The organism is Arthrobacter sp. SO3 (assembly GCF_020532825.1).
Taxonomy (GTDB): Bacteria; Actinomycetota; Actinomycetes; order Actinomycetales; family Micrococcaceae; genus Arthrobacter.
Genome location: NZ_MQTS01000133.1, coordinates 9215 through 11420 on the forward strand (window position 1 = coordinate 9215; position 2206 = coordinate 11420).

Genomic DNA, 2206 nt, shown 5'->3' on the forward strand with positions numbered 1-2206 from the left:
GCACGGTCAGCAGGTGCGGAGTGCGCCGGGCGTGCTACTTCTTTTCGCTGTCCAGGAACTTCTGGAAGGCATCATGGGCGGTGTCAGCAGCGGCCGACGCGTCCGCGCCGGTGATGGTGGCCACGATCGGGCCACCCACGATTTCGCGGGCCTTGCCGACCGTGACAACCTCGGGACGGTCGTGGCCGACGCCGTTCTTGGCGCTGGCGGCGATGGCCTCGGCCAGGTCCTGCGGGTAGGTGGAGGTGCCGGCTGGGTCGGACCAGACGGAGGCGCGGGGTCCGGGGACGCCGGCCTTCTGCGCCGCCAGGGTGCGTTCCTTGCTGGTGGCCCACTGGATGAACTTCCAGGCGTTGTCCTGGTTGCCCGAGGCCTGGTTGACCGCGAGGCCCCACGACGGGATGTTGTACGGCTTGGAGCCTGCCGGACCGGCAGGCAGTGCGGCGAAGCCGACCGTGTCGGCGACCTTGGACTTGGCCGGGTCTGTGGCGTTCTTGTAGAGCGAGTCGGCCTCGGTGTAGAAGGCTGCCTTGCCCTGGGTGAAGATGGCCATCGCCTCGGGCCAGCTCATGTCGGTGCTGACGTTGGCCGGGCCGTAGTTCTTGATCAGGCCGCCGTAGAAAGCGTAGGCCTTTTTGGCGGCGTCGGAGTTGACGGCCGACTTGCCGCTGGCGTCGGTGAAGTCGCCGCCAAAGCTGTACAGGAAGCTGGAAAACTGGGTGACAGCGGCGGACTTGCCGGTGCGGGCCACGAAGCCCGCGGTGTCCGGGTTGGCGGCCTTGATGGCCTTGGCTGCCGCTTCGAGCTCATCCATGGTCTTGGGAATCTCGAGGCCGGCAGCCTTCAGCAGGTCCTTGCGGTAGTAGAGCACTTCGCGTTCGGTGATGATCGGGACGCCGACCACCTTGCCGTCTACCGTGCTGGCCTTGACCGGGCCTTCCTGGTAGTCCTTCCAGTCCCAGCCGGCGTCCGAGGAGACCTTGGACGTCAGGTCGGCGAGGTAGCCGTTCTTGGCGAACGCCTTGCCCTCCTGGAGCGGGCGGTACATCATGACGTCGATCTCGTCGCTGCCGGCGTTGAGCTTGACGTTGTACTGGTCCGAGAGCTGGTCCTCGCCCAGCTGGGTCAGCTCAACCTTGAGGCCGGTGGACTTCTCGAATTCCGGAATGGCTGCCTTGATGCCTTCGGTCCAGACGTGGTTCGCGAGGGTGACCCGGACTGTGCCGGCGGCTTTGGCATCGGTGCTGCCGCTGGCTCCGCCGCAGGCGGTGAGGCCCAGAGACAGGGCCGCGGCGACTGCCGCGTACTGCATGATCGAACGTCGCTTCATTACGACTCCCTTGGTTTTTTAAGGGCTGGGCGTCACTGTCCAGCCGGCTGCACATGCATCGTTACATCTGCTCTGGAAGCGATCTTAGAGAAATAAAGCAGACTTAAACAACCCCTTGCACCCGAGCCGTATGATTTATTTATGAAAACCCCAAAGGCGGAGTCCTCAGCTGACCTGCATTCCGTGCTGGTCCACAAACTGGGACTTGCCATCGCCGAGGGGACCCTGGCGCCGCACTCGATCCTGCGCCTGGACGAGCTGGAGGCCCAGTACAAGGTGTCCCGCTCGGTGGTCAGGGAGGCCACACGGGTGCTGTCCTCCAAGGGCATGCTGGAATCACGACGGCGGCTCGGCACGGTGGTTCAGCCGGAGGATACCTGGAACGCCTACGATCCGCAGGTGATCCGCTGGCGGCTCGCCTCCTCCAAACGGCTGGAACAGCTGCAGGCGCTGAACGAACTCCGCGGCGCGATCGAGCCCCAGGCCGCCCGCCTTGCCGCCGAGCGTGCCTCCTGGGACGCCGGCAGCGACCTGGTCGCCCGGGCTGCCCGGCTCTGGGCGGCAGGCCAGCAAGGGGACCAGGACGATTTCCTCCGGCTGGACATCGAATTCCACGCCGCGGTGCTCAAGGCCTCCGGCAACGCCATGTTTTCCCAGCTGCACAAGCTCGTCACCGAGGTGCTGACCGGACGCACCGAACACGGCCTGATGCCGCACCTGCCGCAGCACGAGGCGCTGCAGCTGCACGTCGACGTCGCCAGCGCCATCCAGCGCGGCGAGGCAAACGCGGCGCACGCCGCGATGAGCCGGATCGTGGAGCAGTCCTCGGAGGAGATGGGCGACATCTGGTCCAGGCACCAGCAGCCCGCCGCCCCC

2 protein-coding genes are annotated in these 2206 nt (G+C 66.1%); one reads left to right on the plus strand and one right to left on the minus strand.

Going from position 1 to position 2206, the window contains the following annotated elements; all coding sequences use genetic code 11:
- Positions 1-34 precede the first annotated feature (34 nt).
- Positions 35-1330 (minus strand): ABC transporter substrate-binding protein, encoded by a 1296-nt coding sequence (locus tag BJQ90_RS12960; RefSeq protein ID WP_226760665.1) that lies wholly within the window; start codon positions 1328-1330, stop codon positions 35-37.
- Positions 1331-1471: 141 nt separating this feature from the next.
- Here BJQ90_RS12960 and BJQ90_RS12965 point away from each other — a divergent pair.
- Positions 1472-2206 (plus strand): FadR/GntR family transcriptional regulator (locus BJQ90_RS12965; protein WP_226760666.1); only part of this gene is annotated, 735 nt, incomplete at its 3' end.